Origin of the sequence: Novilysobacter longmucuonensis (assembly GCF_046600735.1) — a bacterium.
Lineage (GTDB): Bacteria > Pseudomonadota > Gammaproteobacteria > Xanthomonadales > Xanthomonadaceae > Novilysobacter_A > Novilysobacter_A longmucuonensis.
The window spans coordinates 290,427-306,649 of sequence record NZ_JBJMAW010000003.1 but is presented as its reverse complement, the minus strand read 5'-3'; the positions used below and the strand labels follow the sequence as shown (position 1 = coordinate 306,649).

The following is a 16,223-nucleotide window of genomic DNA, read 5'->3' as shown; positions in this document are numbered from 1 at the left end:
CGGCCAGCTTGGCCGCTATGCTGTGCGGCTTGCCGGTAGACCGGATCGCTCCCTGAATGAAACCCGCTGCTTCTTCCTCGCGCCGCGCCAACTGGCTGTCGTGGCTGCTGCTGCTGCTCAGCGTGGCCGGCTTTGCCGCCATCTGGGTGCTTGTGAGCCTCTACACCGAGGGCCAGCAGAGCTGGATGGCCGCACTGGGCGCGCTCGATGTGGCCTGGATGCTGCGCCTGGGCGGATGGCGGCCCGGCAGCATCCGCGCAGGCCTGGCGTTGATCGGCACCGGGCTGATCGTGGTCCTGGCCAACTGGGGCATCACCGCCTCGCACCTGGGCGCGGCACTCGGCCTGCAGCCGTGGGAGTCGGCGCTGAAACTCGGCAGCCAGCATGCATGGACGTTGGCGCAGCTTGCCAATGGACCCGCTGATGTCGCCTGGATCGTACTGGCGCTGGTGCTTGCGGCGCTGACCGCACGCTGAGCGCTACGAAAGCCTGCTGTAGGAGCGGGCCATGCCCGCGACCGCGTCGGCTTCGCGCCCCATGCTTGTCAGGGCAGGGGCGCTCCTACAACAACCGCGCATCCGTCCGCGCCGGCGTGGGGCGGGTTTCAACCCGCCATCGCGATCGATCCAGCACCGCGTTCGACCGGTGCTGGGCTTGGCAGCCCAGCGTACGGGTTCGCCGGCGATGCGGTATCCGCGATCAATGCCCGCCCTCGAGCGCCTTGAGCTCCGATACCAGCGCGCCGGCCATCTCCGCGCCATCGCCGTAGAGCATGCGCGTGTTGTCGGCGTAGAACAGCGCGTTCTCGATGCCGGCAAAACCCGTGCCTCTGCCGCGCTTGATCACGATGGTGTGGCGCGCATTGACCACGTCGAGGATCGGCATGCCGAAGATCGGGCTGGCCGGGTCGGTTTTCGCCACCGGATTGACCACGTCGTTGGCGCCGATCACCAGCGCCACGTCGGTGTTGGGGAACTCGGGGTTGATGTCGTCCATGTCGGCGATCAGGTCGTACGGGACGCCGGCTTCGGCCAGCAGCACGTTCATGTGGCCGGGCATGCGACCTGCCACCGGGTGGATCGCGAACTTCACCTTGACCCCGCGCTCGGCCAGCTTCTGGGTCAGCTCCCAGATCTTGTGCTGCGCCTGCGCCACGGCCATGCCGTAGCCGGGCACGATCACCACGCGCTCGGCGTACGCCATCATCGCGGCGACGTCGCCGGCCTCGATGGGCTTCTGGCTGCCGGCGATCTCCTGCGCCGTGGCGCCGCCACCGCCGAAACTGGAAAACAGCACGCCGCTGATCGGCCGGTTCATCGCCTTGGCCATCAGCCTGGTCAGCAGCATGCCGGCCGCGCCGACCATGGTGCCGGCGATGATCAGCGCATCGAAACCCAGCACATAGCCCTCGAACGCGACCGCCAAGCCGGTCAGCGCGTTGTAGAGCGAGATCACCACCGGCATGTCGGCGCCGCCGATCGGCAGCGTCATCAGCACGCCCAGTGCCAGTGCCAGCGCGAAAAACCCGACGATCGCAAGCGGGTCCAGCGTTGCAATCACGATGCCACCCAGCACCACCATCGCCACGAAGACCGCAGCGTTGAACAGCTGCTGACCGGGAAACACCACGCGCCGGTCGAGCCGGCCGTCGAGCTTGGCCCAGGCGATCACCGACCCCGACAGCGCGATCGCACCGATCGCCGCGCCGGTCACGGCCAGCGTCCGGGTGAACGTGTCCGGTCCGATCTGCGCCTGCAACTGTGCCAGCAGCGGATTGGACGGCACCAGCGCCGACCAGCGCAGCAGCTCGACCGCACCGATCGCCGCGGCCGAACCGCCGCCCATGCCGTTGTACAGCGCGACCATCTGCGGCATGTCGGTGATCGCGACCTTCCTGCCCGAGATCCAGGCCGCCGCCGTGCCGATCACCAGCGCGGTCACGATCAACCCCAGGTTGTGCAGGTCCGGCAGCAGGAACGTCGCCGCGGTCGCAAGCACCATCCCCACCCCGGCCCATCGGATGCCGCTGCGCGCGGTCACCGGCGAGGCCATGCGCTGCAGGCCGATCAGGAACAGGGTCGCGGCGATGAAGTAACTGGCGCCGACCAGCAGCAGGCGCAGTTCGCCGGCGCTCATGGCTGGGACTCCGGGACTCGGGACCCGGGACCGGGGACCCGGGAAACAGCAACCGCCGACGCGCGCCGGGGCTCTACCCGGGTCCCCGGTTCCCGGTCCCCGGTCCCGTTGCTCACGCTTGGCCCCCCGGCCGCCGGGACGACTTGAACATCTCCAGCATCCGCTCGGTCACCACGTAGCCGCCGGCGGCATTGCCCGCGCCCAGCAGTACCGCGACAAAGCCGATGGCCTTCTCCAGGGTGGTGTCGGCGTGCCCCAGCACCACCATCGCGCCGATCAGCACGATGCCGTGGATGAAGTTGGAGCCCGACATCAGCGGCGTGTGCAGGATCACCGGCACCCGCGAGATGATCACGTGGCCGGCGATCGCCGCCAGCATGAAGATGTACAGCGCCTCGAACCCTTCGCTCATCTCGTCCCCCGTGGCGTGACCGCCCCAATAGCGTGACTGGGCCGCATTCATCGGCTGCGGCACCCCCGGCATCATAACCATCCGCGCATCCGGCGAAAGCCCGGCGCTCCGCGGTTGTCAACCGTCGCCCGCCTCGGACGTTGTCCTCACCAAGCCGCCAGCGAGGTCGGCATGAGGGAGGCGCCGATGAGCAACCATGTGGGTCCAGCCCAGTGCTGTCCGGTCACGAGGGCCTCGCGTGCACGCCACGGCCGTCGTGCCGGCGGGTGAGCCGCGGGCGCTATGCTGCTGCACGTGAGCCCCGATGCCGTTGACTCCGCCGCTGCTGGCGTGCGCGATGCCGCTCCGCGCGAAACCACCGCGGGCGAAGCCACGCGCGAACCGGTGTCGCTGGAGCAGTTTCTCGCCGACATTGGTGCGCGCGCGTTCCGCTTCGCCGAGATCGGCCTGCGCCAGCGCGATGACGCGATGGACGCGGTGCAGGACGCGATGATCAAGATGCTCGCCTACGCCGACCGGCCGCCCCCGGAGTGGACGCCGCTGTTCTGGAGCATCCTGCGCAGCCGCATCGTCGACATCCAGCGGCGCCGCACCTTCCGGATGCGCTGGCTGGCGCCGGCCGCGGACCGCGAGGACGGCGGCGTGGTCGAATGGACCGACGACAGCACTCCGGGCCCGTCGCGCAGCCACGACAACCGCGAGGCCTACGAACGGCTGGTCGATGCGCTGGGCGCGCTGCCACGACGCCAGCGCGAGGCCTTCAGCCTGCGCATCCTGGAGGAGCTCGACGTCGCCACCACCGCGCGGGCGATGGGGTGCAGCGAGGGCTCGGTCAAGACCCACCTGTCGCGCGCGCGCGAAGCATTGCAGCGGCAACTGGAGGCATGGCGATGAACATCCCGACAGGCGCCGGTCGGCACGACCCTGACCTGCATGACGAGGCTTTCGACCGGGCAGTGCGTGCGCGCCATGCCGAGGCGCTGAGGCAGGTACCGGCATCGATCCACGCGCGCCTGCGCGCGCACCGTCACGCCACCGCGAACGGTACGGCTTCCTCGGTGAGTGGCACCGGCTGGAGACTCGCCGGCCTTTGCGCCGCAGTGTTCGCGTTGGCGCTGGGCCTGCAGCACTTCACTGCACCCTCGATGCCGCCATCGACGCCGCCACCGCTGGACGAGATCACGCCGGTTGCGCAAGTTGACCTGGCAGTCGCCGCACTTGATGAAAACCCCGACCTCTATTTGTGGCTGGCCGCCAACGACGACGCCCTGCCGCCAGCTCCGGAGCAATGACCATGAGCACCGCCCCTACCCGCCATTGGTGCCGCGTTGCCGCACTGCTGGCCTTGATGGCCGTCGGCCTGCCAGGACTCGCCACACCGCCCAGCGCCCCGCTGCCGGCGTGGGAGCAGCTCGATCAGGCCCGACGCGAACAACTGATCACTCCGATCCGCGACCGCTGGAACGCCGAACCGGACCAGCGCGAGCGCATGCTCCAGCACGCGCAACGCTGGCGGGAAATGACGCCGGAGCAGCGCGAGCGCGCCCATCACGGCATGCAACGCTGGCACGGCATGAACCGTGAGCAGCGCGAGCAAATGCGTGCGCTGTACGCAAAAATGCAGGGCCTGGCGCCGGAACAGCGGCGTGCGCTGAAGACCCGGTGGAAGCAGATGACCACCGAACAGCGTCGCAACTGGGTGCAGGCCAATCGTCCCTGCGAGACACCACCGGCGGCCCGGCCGCGGGAGTGACCTCGCGGCAGGTGCGTACTCGAGGCATGCGCGCTCGATGGGTATCGCTGCGCTCAACCCATCCTACGAGTCGTGGAACACGGATCCGGGACTCGGGTCAGGCGGCCGCGGCGGCGCGTTCGGGCCAGACCGTCCGCGCCAGCAACTCGTCGCTCCAGTCGAACGCCAGCGCACCGTCCTTGATGAACAAGCTGACGAAGTTCAGCAGGTTGCGCGCGTACATCTCACTGGCATGCACCGCGCCGCTGCTGGCCAGGTCGAGCGGCCCGGCGACACTGACGCCGTCGACGTCGACGGTTTCGCCGCGCCGGGTCAGCTCGCAGTTGCCGCCGCTCTCGGCGGCCAGATCGACCACGACGCTGCCGGGCTTCATCCCGGCGACCATCGCCGCGCTGATGATCTTCGGCGCCGGCCGGCCCGGCACCGCCGCGGTGCAGACGATGACGTCGACGTGCTTGAGGTGCTCGCCGAGCCGGCGCTGCTGCTCGGCGCGTTCCTGATCGGTGAGCTGGCGCGCGTAACCGCCCTCGCCCGCGGCGCTGACCCCGAGGTCGAGGAACTTGCCGCCGAGCGACTGGATCTGCTCGCGCGTCTCCGGCCGCACATCGAAGCCCTCGACCTGCGCGCCGAGCCGGCGCGCGGTGGCGATCGCCTGCAGACCCGCGACGCCGGCGCCGATCACCAGCACCCGCGAGGGGCGGATCGTGCCGGCGGCGGTGGTCAGCATCGGAAAGAACCGTGGCGCCAGTTGCGCCGCGATCAGCACCGCCTTGTAGCCGGCGACGCTGGCCTGCGAGCTCAGCACGTCCATCGCCTGCGCCCGTGTGGTGCGCGGCAAGCGCTCCAGCGGGAACGCCTGCAACCCGCGCGCGGTGATCGCCTCGGCGCGCGCGGCATCGGCCTGCGGCGCGAGCAGCCCGACCAGCGTCGCGCCCTGGCGCATGCGATGCAGTGCGGCGGCTTCCGGCGGCTGCACGCAGAGCACCAGATCGGCCTCATCGCGGGCAGCAGCGGCATCGCCGACCAGTTGCGCGCCGGCCTCGGCGTAGGCGTCGTCACTGAAGGCCGCGCCGCGCCCGGCGCCGCGTTCGACCCGCACCCGGGCGCCGGCGGCAACCAGTTTCCTGCAGGTTTCCGGGCTCAGCGACACCCGCCGTTCACCCGCTGCGGTTTCACGCGCGATACCCACGACCACGCCTGCCCCATTGCCTGCCGTCTCTGCCATGCGATCGCTCCGTACGCGGTTCGCGGCATCGTAACGAATGCGTCGGGACGGCGCGATCGGCGCGGCGCGGCGCGGCGCGGGACTCGGAACTCGGAACTCGGGAGAGCCTGACATTTCCGCAGGCTGGGCTTGCAAGCTCAGCTCGGCAGCCAGCCGCCGGCAATCGATGGCGGAACGCGCTGGGCTTTGCAGCCCGGCCTACGCTCGCTTGTACGTGCCGACCTAACGCTGGCCGACCGCCTTGTCCAAACGCTGCCGCACCTGCCGCATCGCCTCATCGAAAGCTGTGCGCTCGGTGCCGACCTGCACGCGGCCGGCACTGGCGAGCAAGGCCAACTCCTCGGCCGAGGCGACCAGCACGCGCACGCCGCGGCGGTTGACCAGCAGGAAGCGCGAGGTCAGCGGACTGACCCAGGCGACCTTCGCGGCGCTGACCTCGCCGTTGGTGTCGGTCAGGCGCAGCCATTCGCCGGGCGCGAGCTTGCGCATGCGCGCGGCGAGCGCCTCGTCGTGACCGGTCGTGTCGGTGCCACCGGCCAGCCACAGGCGGCGGTCATCGGCACCGTCGTTCTCGTTGTCGGCAGCCAGCGGAGCGGGCGCCGGCTTGTGGCGCGCCCGATCGGGCGTGGCCAACGCATGCACCAGCGTGGCCAGGCTTTGGCGCGCGGCACTCTCGTCGAGGCCGGAACCGGCCAGACACTGCATGATCGCCGGCTCCAGCTCGAGCAGGCGGTCGGCCAGCTCGCAGCCGCGGTTCGCCCCGGCCAGCCCGTCGACCTCCACCAGCGCCTCGCCCAGCCCGAGTACCTCGTTGCGGCGCTCGTTGTCGTCGCCTTCGCGCAATACCGTCTGCACCACGTGGTGGCGCCAGGACATCGACAGGAACTCCGCCACCGCGTCGGTCACCGGCGCCTCGCCCAGCGTCTGCTGCAGTGCGCCGTCGGCGGTCGATCGCGCGCAACCCAGGCGCTCGCGGCCCATGGTCGCCTTGACCGCGCGCTGCTCCTGCAACTCGCCCCGGCGACGCTGCTGGCTGAGCAGGGCGTCGAGCTCGGCGTGGGCCAGCTCGAACACGGCCATGTCCTCGTTGTACTCGGCGACGATGCGCTGCGACGCGGCCGCGGCGCGGTCCAGCAGTTCGCGCTCGTGCGGGGTCGCCGCCACATTGCCCTCGCAGGCTTCGGTGATCGCATCGAGCAGCTTGCGCGCGGGGTGCTCGCCGGCGACGAACACGCTTTCGTCGGTCAGCGCGACCTTGACGTACGGCAGCACCAGCCGCGCGTACAAGCGGCGCGCTCGGTCCTGCAACGAATGGGTGCGGAAGAGCGAATCGAACAGCAGCGCGACCAGGTCGATCGCGTCCTCTTCCTGTGCGCTGAACCGGGTCTGGTCGGGGCTGAGCCCGAGCCGGCGGGCGCCGTCGCTGAGGTGGTCGCGAATGGTGTCGCCGAGCCGGCCCGAGCCGGCCAGCGCGCGGGCGAATGCATCCGGCGGCTCCGGCTGCAGCATCGAGGCCACGCTCAACACCTCCTCCACGCGCAGTTCCCGGCGCGGCGGCGAGACGTCCTGCTGCGCACGCGCAGGCTGCGCGCGCTGTTGCGACCCTTCGCGCCAGGCGTGCAGCAGCGAGTGCAGTTCCGACAGTTCGGCCGCCAGTCCCGGGGAAACCTGCGCGTGCGATGGTCGCGGCTGCATGGTGCGCGCGCCATCGAGCGCCGGCCCTTCCCCTGGCGCGGTTGCGTCCGCGGCTGCGGCCGGGTCCCGCGCGGGGGGTGCTCCGACCGGGGCCCTGGGATGCGGTACCGGCTCGACGGTGTCGAGCACGAACGATGTGTCCTGCCGCTGCTTGGCACGGGTGGCGGCAGTGACGTCGTAGCCGGCCGAGGCCAACAGCGAGTTGATGCGCCCGTACAGGTCGCCCAGCACCCGCGCGAGCTCCTGCTCGTATTGCTGGAACAGCAGGATGCGTATCTCGGCGGTCGGCTCGGTCTCGCGGAAAGTCTCGACCAACGCCGCCACCAGCCGCTCCGGACCGATCGGGTTGCCCGACTCCGCCACGCCCAGCGCGCCGGTCAGCGAGCGCAGGCGCGCCTGCATCATCTCCAGCGGCCGCGAGTAGCGCTGCGCCAGCTGCTCGCCGACGCGCTGGCCGGCCAGGTGGAAATCGAGGTGTTCGTGGTCGACCAGGCCGAGCGGCAGATCGCCGCGGCGGCGCACACGCAGGCCGCGGAAGTCGTCGAAGCCCTGCGCGACCTGCTGGCGGAAGCGCATCATCAGGCTGGCGTTCTGCTGGCGCAGTTGGCGCAGCGCCGAGAGGTCCTCGAAATTGCCGGGCTGTGCGGTGTCGTCCTGCGCGGCCGCGTTCAGGGCCTGCTCGACCCCGCGGAACAACAGGCCCGGCACCCCGCCGAGTTGCTCGACGGACAGGCGCTTGATCTCCTCCAGCACGCGCTGGGGATCGGCGGGCGCGCCAGCGACCGCGTTCAGAGGATCGTTTGCGCCTAGCGAAGGAGTGGACACATCAGTTCCCCTGACAGGCAGGACGGGAAAGGTCGCCTTACGACATAGGTCGCAGCATAGTGTCAACATAGGGCCGGTCGCCCCCCTTGTTTCCGATTTGTGACCGATGTCGCCTATTGACCGTGGTTTTCTCCAAGACGGCCCCTGCACCAGCAGCCCCGCCCCCGCCGAGGCCGATGCCGCGCTGGCCGCGCTCGATACCCGCCGCTCGGTGCCGCCGATGCAGCTGGGTCTGCCCGCGCCGGATCAGCTCACCCTGTTGCGCATGCTGCGATCGGCCGTGCGCGTACCCGACCACGGCAAACGGGTGCCGTTCCGTTTCCTCACGATCCGCGGCGCCGCGCGCGATGCACTCGGCGAGCGCCTGGCGGTGCGCAGCCTCCAGCGCGACCCCGAGGCCAGCGATGCGGTGATCGAGAAGGACCGTGCGCGTTTCTCGCATGCGCCGTTGGTGGTGACGGTGGTCGCCCGGCTTGGGCCCGATGAAAAAATTCCGGAGCAGGAACGCCTGCTCAGCGCCGGCTGCGTGTGCTTCGCTTTGCTGCAGGCCGCGCACGCGCTCGGGTTCGGCGCGGTCTGGCTGACCGGGTGGGCGGCATACGATGCCGAGGTCGCGCGCTGGCTGGGGCTGGCGCAGGACGAGCACGTCGTCGGTTTCGTCCACATCGGCACGCCGAAGCTGCACGTGCCCGAGCGCGACCGTCCCGATCCGCACGAGCTGCTCAGCGACTGGACCCCGGCATGAGCGACGGCAGCGCTCCATCGATCCCGCCGCGGCGCGCGCTGTACCTGGTCGACGCCAGCCTCTATGTGTTCCGCGCGTGGCACTCGATGCCCGACGAGTTCCGCGGCGCCGATGGCTGGCCAACCAACGCGGTGCAGGGCTTCGCCCGATTCCTGCTGGAACTGCTGGAACGCGCCCGCCCGCAGTACATCGCGGTCGCGTTCGACGAGGCCCACGATTCCTGCTTTCGCAACGCCTTGTATCCGGCCTACAAGGCCAACCGCGAAGCCGCGCCGGAGGAGCTGCGCCGCCAGTTCAAGCACTGCAAGGCGCTGTGCGTGGCGCTGGGGCTGGCGGTACTCGCACACGAGCAGTACGAGGCCGACGACCTGATCGGCAGCGCCTGCGTGGCCGCGCGCACCCATGGCTTCCGCGCGGTGATCGTCTCGGCCGACAAGGACCTTTCGCAACTGCTCGAGCACGGCGACGAGCAGTGGGACTACGCGCGCAACCAGCGCTGGGGCATGGACGGGGTGCACGCACGCCACGGCGTGCAGGCTGGGCAGATCGCCGACTACCTCGCCCTCAGCGGCGACCCGGTCGACAACATCCCGGGCGTGCCGGGCATCGGTGCCAAGACCGCGGCGGCGTTGCTGGCGCATTTCGGCACGCTCGATGCGCTGCTGGAGCGGGTCGAGGAGGTGCCGTACCTGCGCCTGCGCGGCGCCGCCAGCACCGCGGCCAGACTCAAGCTGCACCGCGAGCAGGCGTTGCTGTGCCGGCAACTGGCGACGATCGCCTGCCAAGTGCCGCTGGACGGCGCAGCGCTGCATTTCGTGCGCGGCAACGCCGACCCCGTCGGCTTGGGCAGCTTGTGCGAGTCGTTGCGTTTCGGGCCGCTGACGCGGCGCCGGCTGTACCAGTCGGCCGGGCTCGACTTCGTCGGATCACCGCAGCCGGCGTAGCATCGGGCGATCGCACCCGGAGGCCCAATGGACAAGCACGCCGAGCACACCCCTGCAGATCGCATCGCAGCCGAGGCCGAGGCCCCGCTGGAAACCTTGTACGAAGGCCGCTGGCTGCGCATGGTCCGCCGCGGCCGCTGGGAGTATGCCGAACGCACCCACGGCGAACGCGGCATGGCGGTGATCGTGATCGCGGTGACCCCGGCCGACAACGTGTTGTTTGTCGAGCAGTTCCGCATGCCGCTGCGCGCCCGCACCATCGAGATGCCGGCCGGGCTGGTCGGCGACGACCGGGCCGACGACAGCCTGGCCGAAGCCGCGTACCGCGAGCTGATCGAGGAAACCGGCTGGCGGCCGGAACACGTCGACGTACTGCTGACCGGCCCCACCTCCTCGGGCATGAGCAGCGAGCGCATCGCCTTCGTGCGCGCGCGCGGGCTGAGCAAGGTCGGCAACGGCGGCGGCGTCGACGGCGAGGACATCATCGTGCACGAAGTGCCGCGCGCGCAGGCGCCGGCCTGGCTGATGCAGAAGTACGCCGAAGGCTACGAGGTCGACCTCAAGCTATGGGCCGGCCTGTGGATGATCGAGTTCAATCCGGATGGCTCGCCGGCGGGGTGAATCGGCCCACTGTAAAAAGACCGCGTTCCTCTCCTTTAGGCACGATGCCATGCGCATTCTGGATTGTGGGCGGCGGCTGGCGGCGGGCCATGGCGCTACGGCAGAAAACGCCCCCGCAAGCCCGACTGACTGATTTGGCGCTGATCCTCCAAGCCAGGTCGAGACGTCTCGCCATTCCTATCGCTGGAGACCGAAGGCCAGCTAGACAGAACCTATCGCGCCCTCTCGGAGCAGCACTTCCTGCACCGAGTTGTCCGACGAGAGCAGCATCAGGCTGCAAAATCCAGCGTCACGTAACACTTTCTTGTCTACCTCAAAAGTAAATCCAACACGCTTCGCGATCATGCCGTCGAAATGATCGAACACGTCTTTGCGCTCAGTGGCTGCCCGATGGCAAGACACGATGCGATCATCCGCGCAGAAAAACACCTGCACCGGCGGCCGCTGCCCGCTCGATTCAAGCGCCCATCCGCGCACGACCACGGTGCTCTCGTCTTTTTCGGCTAGCTCATCCACGAACCCGAAAAACTTACCGGCTTGCGAGGTTGCGAACGCCTGTATACCGCTGCCGTGCAAGGTGGCGCGTACATGTACTGATCCGGATCTGCGGAAGATAGCCCGCTCGCGACTTTCAGATAGTTCGCTGAAGCCCGCCAAAGTCCGACCAGTCCCGGGCTCAGTCATCGCACACAGCGGCCTATTTGCGTCACCCGCAGTCGCCCATTGCATACCTTGCGGCATCCGCTCGATCCAGTCGCGCCAAAAAGCGTCGTCGTACTTACCTCCCCGATGATGCTCTGCTGAAATGGCGAATATCCCTTCTATTAGCGCGTCCCCATCGGTCAATGCTTCCAAGGGAAGAAAGTAATGGCCGCACAAGAACGTCACCCACGCTTCAAGGGCGGACTGATCACCGGACGAGTCGTAACTCAGCAGCCCACTTCGGCCATACACCGCGGCACCAAATAGCGCTGTCTTTTTCCCGAGCAATATTGCCTCGAATCCGACTGAACTATTGATAGTTACTACGAGCGAACTTTGCACTATCAGGTTTATCGATGACGCAAAGGGAAGCTCCCGTGGGACAAGCACGACATTCTCACCAAACGACCTTGCGTATAGCAGCGCCTCGGCCTCGCGAGCTAGGTTGTACGGTCGACCCGCTGCGCCCGGGTGTCCCTTTACGACGACTCGATAGCCTGCGCGCGTATAGAGCGGCAGTATCGCTCGCAAGAACTCCTCAGGAGACGCAAACGGAGAATGCACAAGCGTGTTCAGATCGTCTGCCAATTGCAGCGGGACAAAAACGTAAGGCGCCGACGGGACCAACTGGTCCGCGCCCTGTGACCTTAGCGTGTTTCCCGCATCCAGCAATCCGACTTGATCCTCGTCGACACCTTGGCCGGCCTGAGCCGCTATCCAGGTCTCGGGCGGCAGCGGGTCCAGCGACGCCAAAACCTCATCGGATACATTCAGCACCGATGCGTTGCCATTCGTCCCGTTGCCGTCCATGTAGAACGTCTTGTGCAAAGGACTTCGCGTGGGGCCGTATTCAAGGTTGACCACGGGCATGTTCCGTGCAGCGCCGAAGCTGCGGGCCGCCCCGTTTTCGGACCACATCACGATGACATCGAAGGGAAACTCGCCGTAGATCCTCTCCAGCATATGTGTATACGTCATGGATATCGCACCGTCCCCGCGAACCAGCTTGAGCCATTCGTCGATGGCCGGCTTGTTCCAGGTCCGGTCGAACTCACTCATGACCGTCGACTCTTCCAAAGTCGGCCTTATAACCTGTAAAGATGCCGCAGGTATAGCCGCGACGATATCATCGGCCACAATGTTGTTGGAAAAGAAACGGAAATCGAATCTCCCGCCTCTCCCCGTGCGCACCAAGGCCTCTACGATCATCTTCCCAACGTCACGAAACTCCTCGTGATAATTTCGTATAGGGTGCGGCTCAATATAGACAAGAATTTTCATCGGTCACTTCACGCCCACGAAACTGCGCCAGTTTGAGAAGGAGGCTTCTATCCTCACCATGTCCTCAACGCTACGTATTGCCTCCTCCCTGTCACTCTCGGAAAGCAGGCATGGCGCTGTCAAAGCTTCTTCCCAGTCTTCCGTCGATTGACACTTGAATAGAACTGAGGAGTCGAACCGATCTATATCCGGAATCGGTGTAGCAACTACATCGCAGCCTACTAGTGCGGCCTCAAAAAACTTCAGTCCGCTCTTGGAGCGAGTGAATACGGTATCTTCCAGCGGTGCTATCACCCGCTTGCATTGCGCCATTATTCGTGGGAGCCGATGATAGGGAACTAGATCCTGTACATTAATCTGTGCGGAGAAGGCGCTCAGCTCCTGTGGCATCTTTACGGGGCCAACGACAAGCATCCGTGCACCGCGATTGGCCTTCAGAAATTTTGCGATGGCTGGAGCGGCAACAACAAGGTCTAGATCATGGGTCGCCGTGCCGGAAAAATAGCCGATCGCGTACGGACGATCCTGATAGCGGGAATTCCTTCGAATGACACGAGCTGACCCTACGAACCCACGATCCACGGAATTAGGAATGATTTCGGTGGCGCCCTCGAATAGCCGCTCACAGTGAGCCTTGAGCGGCGCAGTCGACACAGTGAACCTCGAAAACATGCTCGCCGCCTCTGCTGTGCTCGCCACGTAAGACCTGGTGGCGACTGAAGACGCACCTCGAACCCGTACCATGGGCGTCTGATCAGCAAAACGGACGTCAAAAATAAAGTCGTCGAAGTCGGCGATGCACTGGCCTTTGTGAGCGGCCAGGAAATCGGCCAAAAAGCTGTTTAGATAAGGGCGGTGGAAAATGTACGCGTCATACCTATCCAGCTCCTCGAAAGATCTTTCGAAATTTAGCTGAGAAACAACCTCGGATCGGTAGCCGCGGCGCGTCAGCTCCTGCGACATGTTGAAGCAGCGATATCGCACCGATGGGTCGCTGAATGGCCTCGCGTTTCGTGCTGTCCAACTTACAAAAAGAACACGCGGGCTAACTTTGCTCTTGAATAACATACCTTCACCCTAACTCTTGTGGCTTGCTAGTAAAGGAGCCGCCGTGGCAGCCTTTCCCCGACCAACCCAGACGTCTGATCGACCGGCGTGGTCGCTGCGGATGTGGCGATGAGGACGCCCACAAGCGCGAGGGAGCTCGCCAACACGATGCCGGGTTGCGGCGCGCCGATGAAGCCGCCGATGCCCCAGATGTAGAACGCCTATGGAATCAGCACCCGCAGCAGGCCTAGGACGGTCTTGCCGTAACATTGATGCTCAAGCCAGTCGGCGCGCATCCCATGGGCGGGGCGTTTGAAGTTTTCGGCGACGTGCCGCATCAGATAGATCATGGGGAGACCGTTGGGTGTTGGTAGTGGCCGTAGGCGCATGGCATCGCCCGCTGCGGGATCGTGGGGGGAATGCCAGCTCGAAATGCAGGCCTTCCAGCGAGAGGTTCGGGTTGTAGGCGGGGTCGTGTTGCAGCACGCCACCCCATCGGCGCTTCATCTGTTCCAGCTCGGAGGCGAAACGTGCGCGCTTTTCGGGGGTGTCTTCCAGTCCCCGCGTGGCTGATTCGTGGTGGTACAGCTCCGCGTGCGGCGTCCACAGGTTGAAGTAACCCAGCTGGCTTACCCGGATGCAGAAGTCGACATCGTTGAAGGCGACCGGCAGGCCTTCGTCGAACCCGCCGACTCGGTCGAAGACGCGGCGGCGCACGGCCATGCATGCCGCGGTGACGGCAGCGACGTTGTGGGTAATGCCAGCGCGGCCGAGGTACCCGCCGTCACCGCGGTGCAGGCGGCCGTGGATGTGCCCGGCGACGCCGCCGATACCCAGCACCACACCGGCATGCTGGATGGTGTCGTCGGGGTAGTAGAGCATCGCTCCAACCACGCCGATGTCGGGTCGCGTGGCCTGCGCCACCATCTCGTGCAACCAGCCTTCGCTGATCACTTCGACATCGTTGTTGAGGATGCACAGCACCTCGCCAGTGGCGTGGCGGGCGCCGTGATTGACCACTGCGGAAAAATTGAAGGGCGCAGGGTGGTCCAGCACGGTTATGCGTGGCTGCATTTGCAACTGGTCCAGGTAGTCGCGTGCGTCGGGGTCCGCCGAGCCGTTGTCGACCACGACGATGTCGTAGCTGGCGTAGCGCGTCCGGTCGACGATGCTGCGGATGCAGGGCTCGAGCAGGTCCCTACGGTCGCGCGTTGGTATGACGATCGTGGCTGTGGGCTGCGGTGAAGCCACCGCCCGGACGACCTTGTAATAGCCGCTCGGCATTGCCTCCACCGTCGCCACAACGCCTGTCCTGGCCAGGTGCTCTTCCACCGCGCGGCGTCCGGCCTCCAGCGCGTACCGCTTCTGACCTCCGCCCAGTGCGGTCGAGCCTGGAATGGCGCGCCAGTGGTACAGCACCTTTGGAACATGGACGATCTGGTCGGCCCGCAGCTTCTCGATACAACGCAGCAGCAAGTCGTGATCCTGCGCACCCTCAAAGCCCGGCCGCAGCCCGCCCAACGACCTGACCAGCGCGGTTTCGAACACCGCGAAGTGGCAGATGTAGTTTTGTGCCCGCAGCAGGTCGGGGTTCCACGCCGGCTTGAAGTTGGGATCGAAGCGCCGGCCGGAACGATCGATCTTGTCCTCGTCGGAATACACCAGTCGCGCGTCGGGGCTGGCCACCAGCGCCTTCGCGACCTCGAACAGTGCGTCCGGCGCGAGTTCGTCGTCGTGGTCGAGAAAGCCGGTGTATTGGCCCTGCGCCCTCTCCAACGCATCGTTGGTGGTCTCGCAGATATGTCCGTGGCGATCGCGCAGATGCAGTTGGATCCGCCGATCGCGTTCGGCGTACTCGCGCAATACGCGCCGCACCGCGCCCGATGACGCGTCATCGGCGATGCACAGCTGCCAACGCACGAACGTCTGCGCCAGCACGCTGTCGATGCAACGCCGCAGGAATTCCACCGGCGTGTCGTGCACCGGCAGGACGATCGAGATCAACGGTAGACTGGCCAGCGCCGCGGCGCGCGAGCGGCCCTGCTCCAGGCGCGCCGGACTATAACTATCGAACAGGGCAATCCAGTGCTGATAGTCGCGGCGATCGCGGCGGAAGCTGGAAACATATCGCTCGATCAGGAGATCGGCTGCCGCGGCGAAGCCGCACCGCGCGAACCGCCGCGCAAAACCTGCTGCGGCCGGTAGCGTTTCTCCCAGCAATGTGCAGCCGCTGGCGGCCTGGATGCCACGCAGCATTGCCCCTGCCGCGCGCCACGGTGAGATCCGGCTAAACGTCGGCGCCGTCAGGGTGAACCGTGCCCGCTCGACGGTCGGATCAAAGCGCAACGTGCGCAGGGTGGCCCTGATCAGCACCACGCAATTCAGCAGTCCGGCCGCGTCCGGCTCCGGCAGGTCGATGCGAGTGGTTTCCGATGCGCCCTCGCCGTAGTCCGGGTACAGGCAGGGCTCGATGATCTGCCCCTCGGTAGGAACCAATTGCACCGACAGCCGGTACCAACCCGGTGGCAGCACCGAGAAGCCGCCGTCGGGGCGCACGTCGAACTGCGGGTCGTCGCCTGTCGATTCGTAATCGCCCCGGCCATTGCCCGCCCCCCGCACAAGCAACTGCTGCATCGGGGCCAGAGCAACGCCGCCGGCTGTTGGGAACCACATCGATATCACCTGCCGCCTGATCGTGTGCCGAGTCAGCAGCAGTGGTGCAAGGACCGTTCCTCAACTACACAACGCGTCCGCAGTCGGGCCAACCAGCCTCGCGCAAAGGCTCGCTTCACGCGTTTTCGCTGAATAATTCAGCCGAACTGACGGGTCATTGACGC

The 16,223-nt window shown here is 66.8% G+C and carries 14 protein-coding genes; 7 read left to right on the top strand and 7 right to left on the bottom strand.

Features of this window, described 5'->3' with window-relative positions; translation table 11 throughout:
- The first annotated feature begins 56 nt into the window (after positions 1–56).
- Complete coding sequence (locus ACJQWM_RS05405) at positions 57–476, top strand: hypothetical protein (RefSeq protein WP_332702470.1); 420 nt, start codon at positions 57–59, stop codon at positions 474–476.
- Between the two features lie 223 nt (positions 477–699).
- Here ACJQWM_RS05405 and ACJQWM_RS05400 read toward each other — a convergent pair whose 3' ends face one another.
- Positions 700–2,136 (bottom strand): NAD(P)(+) transhydrogenase (Re/Si-specific) subunit beta, encoded by a 1,437-nt coding sequence (locus ACJQWM_RS05400; protein ID WP_332702471.1) that lies wholly within the window; start codon positions 2,134–2,136, stop codon positions 700–702.
- A gap of 112 nt (positions 2,137–2,248) precedes the next feature.
- Entirely contained in the window at positions 2,249–2,548 is a 300-nt protein-coding gene (locus tag ACJQWM_RS05395; protein ID WP_332702474.1) for an NAD(P) transhydrogenase subunit alpha part 2, read from the bottom strand.
- A gap of 330 nt (positions 2,549–2,878) precedes the next feature.
- On the opposite strand from ACJQWM_RS05395, the gene ACJQWM_RS05390 reads away from it, so the two are divergent.
- Genes ACJQWM_RS05390 through ACJQWM_RS05380 form a run of 3 tightly spaced genes read left to right on the top strand, consistent with a single transcriptional unit; the run spans position 2,879 to position 4,301 of the window.
- Positions 2,879–3,442 (top strand): RNA polymerase sigma factor, encoded by a 564-nt coding sequence (locus ACJQWM_RS05390; protein ID WP_332702575.1) that lies wholly within the window; start codon positions 2,879–2,881, stop codon positions 3,440–3,442.
- Positions 3,433–3,840: a hypothetical protein gene (locus ACJQWM_RS05385; protein ID WP_411306707.1), complete on the top strand. Its 408-nt coding sequence runs from the start codon at positions 3,433–3,435 to the stop codon at positions 3,838–3,840. Before ACJQWM_RS05390 ends, ACJQWM_RS05385 begins: the two co-directional genes overlap by 10 nt.
- A gap of 2 nt (positions 3,841–3,842) precedes the next feature.
- Entirely contained in the window at positions 3,843–4,301 is a 459-nt protein-coding gene (locus ACJQWM_RS05380; protein ID WP_332702478.1) for a DUF3106 domain-containing protein, read from the top strand.
- 97 nt (positions 4,302–4,398) lie between these two features.
- On the opposite strand, the gene ACJQWM_RS05375 is transcribed toward ACJQWM_RS05380, so the two are convergent.
- Both ACJQWM_RS05375 and ACJQWM_RS05370 read right to left on the bottom strand, forming a co-directional pair.
- Positions 4,399–5,526 carry an NAD(P) transhydrogenase subunit alpha gene (locus ACJQWM_RS05375; protein WP_332702479.1) on the bottom strand — a complete coding sequence of 376 codons (1,128 nt, stop codon included), beginning with the start codon at positions 5,524–5,526 and terminating at the stop codon, positions 4,399–4,401.
- 222 nt (positions 5,527–5,748) lie between these two features.
- Positions 5,749–8,046: a DUF1631 family protein gene (locus ACJQWM_RS05370; protein ID WP_411306706.1), complete on the bottom strand. Its 2,298-nt coding sequence runs from the start codon at positions 8,044–8,046 to the stop codon at positions 5,749–5,751.
- Between the two features lie 220 nt (positions 8,047–8,266).
- On the opposite strand from ACJQWM_RS05370, the gene ACJQWM_RS05365 reads away from it, so the two are divergent.
- From ACJQWM_RS05365 to ACJQWM_RS05355, 3 genes are all read left to right on the top strand, one after another.
- Complete coding sequence (locus ACJQWM_RS05365) at positions 8,267–8,791, top strand: nitroreductase family protein (RefSeq protein WP_332702577.1); 525 nt, start codon at positions 8,267–8,269, stop codon at positions 8,789–8,791.
- Positions 8,788–9,735 carry a 5'-3' exonuclease gene (locus tag ACJQWM_RS05360; protein WP_332702483.1) on the top strand — a complete coding sequence of 316 codons (948 nt, stop codon included), beginning with the start codon at positions 8,788–8,790 and terminating at the stop codon, positions 9,733–9,735. Before ACJQWM_RS05365 ends, ACJQWM_RS05360 begins: the two co-directional genes overlap by 4 nt.
- Positions 9,736–9,855: 120 nt before the next feature.
- Positions 9,856–10,356, top strand: coding sequence for an NUDIX hydrolase (locus ACJQWM_RS05355; protein ID WP_411306714.1), 501 nt, complete (start codon positions 9,856–9,858; stop codon positions 10,354–10,356).
- Positions 10,357–10,557: 201 nt separating this feature from the next.
- Here the strand turns inward: ACJQWM_RS05355 and ACJQWM_RS05350 are convergent, their stop codons facing one another.
- The 3 genes from ACJQWM_RS05350 to ACJQWM_RS05340 all read right to left on the bottom strand — a co-directional run bounded on the left by ACJQWM_RS05350 (position 10,558) and on the right by ACJQWM_RS05340 (position 16,059).
- Positions 10,558–12,339 (bottom strand): capsular polysaccharide export protein, LipB/KpsS family, encoded by a 1,782-nt coding sequence (locus tag ACJQWM_RS05350; RefSeq protein ID WP_332702487.1) that lies wholly within the window; start codon positions 12,337–12,339, stop codon positions 10,558–10,560.
- Positions 12,340–12,342: 3 nt separating this feature from the next.
- Complete coding sequence (locus tag ACJQWM_RS05345; protein ID WP_332702489.1) at positions 12,343–13,302, bottom strand: glycosyltransferase; 960 nt, start codon at positions 13,300–13,302, stop codon at positions 12,343–12,345.
- A 360-nt stretch (positions 13,303–13,662) separates the two neighbouring features.
- Complete coding sequence (locus ACJQWM_RS05340) at positions 13,663–16,059, bottom strand: glycosyltransferase (protein WP_332702491.1); 2,397 nt, start codon at positions 16,057–16,059, stop codon at positions 13,663–13,665.
- Between the last annotated feature and the right edge of the window lie 164 nt (positions 16,060–16,223).

Bases quoted from the DNA above. Each gene is read 5' to 3' on its own strand.
- ACJQWM_RS05400 (WP_332702471.1), bottom strand. From the start codon at position 2,136: ATGAGCGCCGGCGAACTGCGCCTGCTGCTGGTCGGCGCCAGTTACTTC.
- ACJQWM_RS05360 (WP_332702483.1), top strand. From the start codon at position 8,788: ATGAGCGACGGCAGCGCTCCATCGATCCCGCCGCGGCGCGCGCTGTAC.
- ACJQWM_RS05355 (WP_411306714.1), top strand. From the start codon at position 9,856: ATGGTCCGCCGCGGCCGCTGGGAGTATGCCGAACGCACCCACGGCGAA.
- ACJQWM_RS05405 (WP_332702470.1), top strand. From the start codon at position 57: ATGAAACCCGCTGCTTCTTCCTCGCGCCGCGCCAACTGGCTGTCGTGG.
- ACJQWM_RS05385 (WP_411306707.1), top strand. From the start codon at position 3,433: ATGGCGATGAACATCCCGACAGGCGCCGGTCGGCACGACCCTGACCTG.
- ACJQWM_RS05350 (WP_332702487.1), bottom strand. From the start codon at position 12,339: ATGAAAATTCTTGTCTATATTGAGCCGCACCCTATACGAAATTATCAC.
- ACJQWM_RS05395 (WP_332702474.1), bottom strand. From the start codon at position 2,548: ATGAGCGAAGGGTTCGAGGCGCTGTACATCTTCATGCTGGCGGCGATC.
- ACJQWM_RS05380 (WP_332702478.1), top strand. From the start codon at position 3,843: ATGAGCACCGCCCCTACCCGCCATTGGTGCCGCGTTGCCGCACTGCTG.
- ACJQWM_RS05365 (WP_332702577.1), top strand. From the start codon at position 8,267: ATGCAGCTGGGTCTGCCCGCGCCGGATCAGCTCACCCTGTTGCGCATG.
- ACJQWM_RS05345 (WP_332702489.1), bottom strand. From the start codon at position 13,302: ATGTCGCAGGAGCTGACGCGCCGCGGCTACCGATCCGAGGTTGTTTCT.
- ACJQWM_RS05375 (WP_332702479.1), bottom strand. From the start codon at position 5,526: ATGGCAGAGACGGCAGGCAATGGGGCAGGCGTGGTCGTGGGTATCGCG.
- ACJQWM_RS05340 (WP_332702491.1), bottom strand. From the start codon at position 16,059: ATGTGGTTCCCAACAGCCGGCGGCGTTGCTCTGGCCCCGATGCAGCAG.